3 protein-coding genes and 1 pseudogene are annotated in these 7,449 nt (G+C 60.7%); all 4 read right to left on the reverse strand.

Annotated features, from left to right (window positions below):
• Window positions 1-242: 242 nt before the first annotated feature.
• Window positions 243-3,686 (reverse strand): glycoside hydrolase family 38 N-terminal domain-containing protein, encoded by a 3,444-nt coding sequence (locus QVP03_RS12560; RefSeq protein WP_022333743.1) that lies wholly within the window; start codon window positions 3,684-3,686, stop codon window positions 243-245.
• Window positions 3,687-3,701: 15 nt separating this feature from the next.
• Entirely contained in the window at window positions 3,702-4,628 is a 927-nt protein-coding gene (locus QVP03_RS12565) for a LamG domain-containing protein (RefSeq protein WP_018696813.1), read from the reverse strand.
• 22 nt (window positions 4,629-4,650) lie between these two features.
• Entirely contained in the window at window positions 4,651-6,294 is a 1,644-nt protein-coding gene (locus QVP03_RS12570) for a RagB/SusD family nutrient uptake outer membrane protein (protein ID WP_022333744.1), read from the reverse strand.
• Window positions 6,295-6,316: 22 nt separating this feature from the next.
• A pseudogene (locus QVP03_RS12575) lies at window positions 6,317-7,449 on the reverse strand (TonB-dependent receptor); the annotation flags it as partial.

A 7,449-nucleotide genomic window follows, 5' to 3' on the forward strand; every position in this document is an offset into this window, starting at 1 on the left:
TGCAATGGATATTGTTTTTATAGCTCCGATCGCTGTATTTGTGAACCTGAAAATCGTACATCGAAAACCACATTGATTTTTAGGCGGGTGATAGACAGTGGCATTGCCGTTGCCGGGACGTGAGCCGCCGGATACCTGCCTGTAAAAGCCTTGGATACAGGACAGGCTGCACCGGAATCGGGTGCAGCCTGTCTTTGCGGAGGGCGGTTCGGGTGAAATTCCCCGCCGTAGTCTTTTCCCGCCTATTTCAGGATGACGAACCTGTTTTCATAGGGTTTCAGCGCCAGCGAAGTGACGCTTCGGCCGTCCAGCGGACGCCCTGTCGCATCGGCCGCCGTAAAGGGCAGTTCGCGTCCCGAGGCGTCGAGCAGGGTAAGGGAGCCTGCCTGCCCGTCGGTTTCCCGCAGGTTGATCAGGATGCCCTCTCCGCTGGCCGCGGGGGTGCATGACGTGATCAGCACATGGCTGCATCCGCTGCGCAGGAATGAGCGGTCGCGGGCGTTGCCGTTGGCCGCAGTGGCGGCCGGCATTACGCGGGTGCAGAGCGGGATGCGTGCACTCCAGCCGAACTGCGATGCGGCCGTGTTGGAGGTGTCCCGGGTTGAGCTGATGACGAATCCGCACTTGAATTCCCCTTCCTGCGAAGCGCGGAAATTCGTTGTCCAGTAATTGTTCATCAGCCACGGGAAGACATGCGGCTTTTCATAGGTGCGGGGCTGGCGATAAGGGTCGTCGAGCAGTTTCCCGAGCAGGTAGAGCGGCACCTCGCTGCCGCTTACGAGAATCTGGGCGTCGTCGTTGCGTGCCGCGACGAAATTCTGCACGGTGTTCCACGAGGCGCTCGTGCCGGGGATCTGGTCTTCGCCGGAACGGACTACGCCGCCCGGTACGTCGAACGTGAGTTTCGCATTTTCCAGCAGCCACGGCATGGCGACGTAGATCGCCGAAGGATCGGTTTCGGGGTTGCGGATGAAATCGTAGCCGAGCTCCACGCGTTTCACGTCGTTATACAGGCGTACTTCGACCTGCACGCCGAATTTTTCGTCGCATCCCTCGGCTTTGCCCGTGAAGCGGACGCTCTGGTAAATATCGCCCGACGTAACGCCCGGGCAGTGTACGTCGGAGAGCGAAGAGCGCCGGTAATTGTCGAATACTTTGCGTTCCATCTGGTGGCGGTCGCCGTTGAGCGATTCATAGATGAAAGCCCCCAGCTTCCATTCCGAGTCCGGGTCGACCATCTCCCGTCCCAGCTCCTTGTCGTAGAGCGAGGCGATCGTCCCCGAAGCCGGGTCGAAGACGATCCGGTAGAAATCGTTTTCGAGGCTGTTGTCCCGGAGTTCCGTGCGGCGGGGTTCGGCGGCCTTGCCGTCGCCGAGTACGATTTCGAAGGTCTTGTAGCCCATGGCGGGGATTCCTTCCGCCCAGATGGCGTAATAGCGTCCTTCGCGGCGCGAGCGGATGGGCTGTACGCGCAGGGCTTTCCCGGCAGCATCGACGATCCGGAACTCGCGGTCTGCCGGGATCAGTTCGAAGTCTATGTAGACTGTCGTCAGTTCCGAGCGTTCCCAGCCGAGCGGGTTGAAGAACGTGAGCGTCGGGTGCGTCGAGCGGTAGAGGGCGCCTTGTAGGCGGCCTATGGCATCTTCATAGAGCAGTTGGGTGCTTTTGAGTGCCTCCCATACGTAGGAGCCCTTTTCGGCCCACTGTACCTGAGAATTCTCGCATCCGGGGTTCCAGATGCTTTCCGCGGCCCCGAAGGTGTGCTCGTCGTAGAAGAGCAGGTTTTCGTGGATGCGGCGCAGTTCTTCGTGTGTCCCGCCGCTCTGGCCTGTCCCCTCCATTTGGGCCATCGAGAGCATCGCTTCGATGGCGACCAGGTCGGATTGCGTTTTGCGTGAGGCCGCCGTCTCGCGTGCCGCCGACCCGAACCCGTCCGTCCACCAGTCGGGGTAGGCGGCCCGGTATACGGGCAGCTTGTCGCCGTACTGGGAGTCGATGCGCCCGAGGAATTCGTGTGCCGTGGCGCTGCGTAGCTTCGGCCATGCGTAGCGTTCGTTCCATGCGCGGATCAGGTCGCACTCGCGCATCGACGGGGGCGAGTTGTCGGTCAGGTATCCCGAGTATTGCACGGCGATGACCGGGAACGGGTAACCCGTGCGTTTGAGGTTGCGGATGTACCCGAATACGCCGTCTTCCAGGCGGGCCATGTCGCCCGTGTGGATGCCCCACGAGTTCCCGGTATGGTAGTGGTCGCTGCGGAACATCAGTAGCCCCTTGCCCGACGGGGATTCCCAGCGGTAGAGTGTCGGGCGGTCGAACGGGATGAGGGCGCGGTGGTTGTTCGATCCGATCGAAAAATATTTCACGCCCAGGTCGGGCAGATAGTCCGCCAGGCACCATGCGATGCCGTTCACGTCGTTCTGCATGGCTGTTTCGACCGGCAGCCCCAATTCCCGGAATCGGGCTACGGGCTCGAGGAACGTCTTGTAATTGTTCTCGCCCGACAGCTCGGACATGTTGAAGAACATGGCCGTCACCTCGATCTGCCCTGCCTTGACGTACCTGATGAATTTGTCCACCTGTGCCTTGGGACGTATGCGCAACCATTCGCGTACGGGCCACGAGGCTTCGCATGTCCAGCGGAACTTCGCGTCGTCCGGGTAGTCGGCCGTCAGGTCGCAGTATTCCACGGCATAGTCGATATAGCGCAGGTGCTCGGTGAGTATTTCGGTCTGCGGTTTGGTATAGCCGATGTCCGTGTGCGTGTGCTGCACCAGGTAGACGGTGTATTTGTCCGCCGGGGCGATTTCCACCGCCGCCGACAGGGCTTTCCCGCGGTTGGGATGCACTTCGAAATCCACCGTGCGGCCTTCGTACCCTTCGGGAATGTTGACCTCGACGGTGTTTATGCCGCGTGACAGTGCGACCGTCCCGCCCGGTTTGCCGTCGTAGTTCCATCCGGCACGCTGGGGCTTGCCCCAGTTGACGAGGGTCAGCGTCACCGGGTGCAGCAGCTCCTCTTCGGTGCGGCCGTAAATCAGCCCCGGCTGCGAGTGGCTTCCGATGAGTGCGATGCCGTCGCCGGGGCGTGTGCATTTCACGCTGCGGTCGGCTTCGAGGACGATGGCGTCCCAGACGAGCCAGCTGCCGCCGGCATTGCGGATCGTGAGTAGGTTTTCCCCGGCGCCGAATGTCCCGGCCGGCAATAGGGTCTCGATCGCAAGGCCGCGTGCCGAGGTGCGTTTGGTATCCGGGTAGTTGATGTCGTCCCCGGCAGGCGCCTGCACCGAGGTGCGGAACCCGCCTGCGGAGATTTCGATCGTCGGGGGTGACGAGGCCTGCGATTCGACCAGGTAGAGTGTCAGCCGCATCTCCGCCCGGGAGGCTTGCGCATCGGCCCCGAAGCGGATCAGCAGCGATCCGTTGCCGTTGCCGGCCCATCCGTCCTGGGGCCCGGGCAGGATATAGGGGATCTCTCCCGGTGTGCTGCGCCCTACGTCGTACGCGGCCGCCGCGCCGGGGAACCGGCCCAGAAGGTCGGAATACGCGCCGTCGTACAACGCGAACTCGGCGGCCGAACCGTCTTTGCGGCCGATTTCCCATACGGGCCGGTAGGGTGTTGCCGACAGGCTGCCCCATAGCAGGGCCGCCAATACGGCGAGGATGGAATGCTTGTGTCTTTTCATATCGGAATTTTTGGGTTATTCGGGGTCAGTCCATTTTACGTCGGTCATTTTTGCCACATGCCTGCCGGTCATGTCGGTGATCTCCGAGCCGACGTTGAGCGTCAGCGGCCAGTAGGCTTTCAGCCCTTCCTCAGTCCCGGAGAAGTCGCATGCCACATCGGCTGCGGCCTCGGCCTCGGTGCGGACGTCCGCCCAGATCGAAACGTGCTGGATGTTGCCGCGCATGTAGCGGTTCGAGTAGGAGGGGGCGGTGCCCAGCTGCAGGTTGCAGGTCGGCTCCACGATGGCCTTGCCGCACGCGAAGCTCTTTACCAGCCGTCCGTCCAGATAGAAGTGCATCTTGTCGTTGGCCTTGTACGTGGCTGTGATGTGGTACCACTTGTTCAGCTCGATCGTGCAGCAGGTGCCGCCCTTCCAGCTCCCGTCGTTGACGTAGAACTGCAGGTTCGCGCCGTTGTTGCGGATCATGATGGCACCCTTGCCCTGTTCGCACGAGATGACGTTCTGGTCGCCCGCCGCGAATTCGTCGAAACGTATTTTCATCTCCCACGTCAGCTCTTCCGTGAGATCCCAGTCGCCTGCGGGCCCGAGGTTCATCTTCGACCCGGCGTTGAAATAGGGGATTCCGGCCTTGACGATGTTCTCCCGGAAGGCTTTTATCGCTTCTTCGAGTTGTTTGCAGGCGTTCCGGTAGCCTTCGTCCCGCGAGGTGTTGTGCATGATGTAATAGGCCTGGTCGATGCGGGCCTGCAATGCCTTCTTCGATCCGGGGGCCGTGTCGCCCTCTTCGATCCCTTCCGTCGACTCTTCGACGAGCGATTCCGCCTGGCGGATCAATGCCATGAGCGTCTGATGTGCTTCGGAATAGTCGTCGTCGCTGCATGCGCATAACACCAGTGCCGCGCAGAGGAAGGCTGCGAATTTTTTCAGTATGGTTTTCATGGTCGTTTACTGCATTAGGTGTTTAATATCCTTTGTTTTGTCCCAGGGTTCTCCAGTCGGGCATGCCGTCGAACTGCGTCTGCGGGATGGGGCGTACGACGTGGTACTCCTTGATGTTGTCCTTTGCGTCGGGGTTGTAGATCCTCACCTGGTCGATGAGCCTGCCGAAGCGTTTCAGGTCGAGCCGCCGCTGCCACTCGCCGAAGAGTTCGCGGGCGCGTTCCTCGAGGATGAAATCGAGCGTCATGTCCTCTTCGGTGACCTTCATGGCCTCTTCGTATTCGGGCTTTTCGTGGTTGACGGCGCGTTTGCGCAGCTGGGTTATGTCCTCGGCGGCACCCTTCAGGTCGCGGTTCTCCGTGCTCCGGATACGCGCCTCGGCACGGATCAGGTAAAGTTCGCCCAGCCGGATCACAGGGTAGCTGCGATCCGACAGCTCCGACATGTTGCCCGGCCGGGTGTGGTCGTAGAACTTGGTCATGCCGATGAACGTCCAGCGATCCTGCGGGATGCCGTCGGCGTCGAACATGTCGTTGCGGTCGAATACGGTGAAGGTCTTTTCCATGCGCTTGTGTTCCTCGACGGGCAGTACGTCGGGACAGAGGTAGAGCGCCGTGTCGATGTATTCGCGCCACTGGTTGAGCGGGAAGGCCGAACGGTCGTCGGCCGGGTCGTTGTAATACCATACCCATTGGTGCAGGTCGCTCCAGCGTTTGTCGGCGTCGCGGTCGAACAGATCCATGAAGTAGGTCGAGGGGATCGCCTGGCAGCCGCCGTAGCCCGTCCATTTGAGCATGGTCTGCACGCCCGGGAAACGGTCGATATACATGGCATACCACGACCAGTAGCCGTTGGCCTGGCGGAAGGCGTCGTCCTCGGTGAATTCCGTCGTCCAGATGAATTCGTTGTTGGTCTTGTCGTCGGCCCACAGGTCTTTGAGCGAGGGGCAGAGCTCCAGCCCGTAGTGGCCGATCACCTGCGATGCCATGTCTGCGGCCTCGTCCCACTGTTCGTTGTAAAGGTACATGCGTGCGAGCAGCGCCTTGGCTGCGGGCATGTCGATGCGCCCCGATTCCGTGGTGCGCGTGTCGGGGAAGAGCCCGATGGCCGTCTCGAGTGCGCCGATGATCTCTTCGTAGAACTTCGCGCGGGGCGAACGGCGGGCTTCGGTGCCCTCGGTCTCGTTGGTTGTCATCGGCAGGTAGCTGTCGCCCCACGTCTCGGTGACGATCCACAGGAACAGGGCCCGCATGACATACATCTCCGCTTTGAACTGGCTCTTTTCGTCTTCGTCGGCAAAGGGCGTCTGGTCGATCGTTTCGAAGAACAGGTTGATGTTGAACAGCGCCTTGTAGCAGTGGTTCCACAGCCATGCCACATTGCCGTTGGTGGCGTCGAGCCCGTAGTAGTCGCACAGGCCCACATCGCCCTGGTTCTTGCCGCGCAGGTAGATGTCCGTCCCCAGCTCGGTCATCAGCGGCCACTGTCCGTCGCCGCCGTAGAGGTTGTTGATCTTGGTGTAGCTCTGGTATACCAGCGCCTTGATGCCGTTTTCCTCCTTGAATATCTCGGTCGTCGACCCGTAGGTTTCTTCTTCGAGGAAGCTCTGGCATCCGGTCAGCCCTATCGTAAGTGCCGCCGCAAACAGGATGAATATCTTTTTCATGGTCTGGTTTTCGGATTTTAAGTTAGAACTGGACATTCGCGCCGAAGATATAGAACGACTCCCACCACGAGATGCCGCCCGTGTTCTGGAACTGGCTGTAACGCCACGGGGTGTTCATGGTCACATAGAAGCGCGTCTTCTTCACCACACGCCCCATCCATGCCCGGGGCAGGGTGTAGCCGAGCGTGATGTTGCGGATGTTCACGTAGCTGTTCTTGTAGTAGCCCGTGGCGTCGAGGTATTTGATCGACTGTCCTTCGACCGGGCGTGGATGTCGGTCGGAGGGTTTTTCGGGTGTCCAGTAGTCGATCTTGTAGGTGTTCCAGCGCCCGAGCTGGTTCGCCCATTCGCTCGTGCTGCGGCCGTCGTGGGCCAGCGAGCCGAACTCGCCGTATACGTCGACCGAAAAGTCGATGTTCTTCCACTCCGCATTGATCTGCAGGCCGCCGACCCAGTCGGGGCGTGTCGTGCCGAGGATCGTGCGGTCGTTGCCGTCGATCTTGCCGTTGCCGTCCAGGTCGGCGACCTTGACCTCGCCGGGTTTCTGTCCGTAGATCGCGGCCAGGTCGGCTTCGTTTTCCTGCCAGATGCCTACCTGTTTGTAATTATAGTGTACGCCGTTGACCGGATAGCCTACGAACAGGCCGTTGTTGATGTCTTCCTTCATCTTGGGATACTGCAGGCGTATGAGCTCCTCCTTGTTGCGGTAATACGAGAGGTTCACCCCCAGGTGGAAGTCCTTCGTTTCCACGGGGACGGTCGAGAGGCTTACCTCCCAGCCGCGGTTGCGGGTGTCGCCGATATTCGTCCACGCCCGGTTGAAGCCCGAAGTATAGGGCAGCACCTTGAGGTAGAGCAGGTCGTAGCTCTTCGAATCGTAATAGTCGATCGTACCGTGGATACGTCCCTTGAGGAACCCGAAGTCGAGGCCGATGTCGAGCATTTTGTTGCGCTCCCACTCCAGGTCGGGCGTCGGGCGGGTTTCGGGCTCCAGCCCCGGGCGGTGCAGCTCACCGCCGTTGAAATTGGCGTATTTGCCGTGCAGCGTACCTGCCGTGGCATAAGCCGCGATCGAGTAATTGCCCGTCATGCCGTACGAGGCGCGCAGCTTGAGGTTCGAAATCCACTCCACGTCATTGAGGAAGGGCTCTTCCG

Origin of the sequence: Alistipes sp. CAG:29 (assembly GCF_000435435.1) — a bacterium.
GTDB lineage: Bacteria > Bacteroidota > Bacteroidia > Bacteroidales > Rikenellaceae > Alistipes > Alistipes onderdonkii.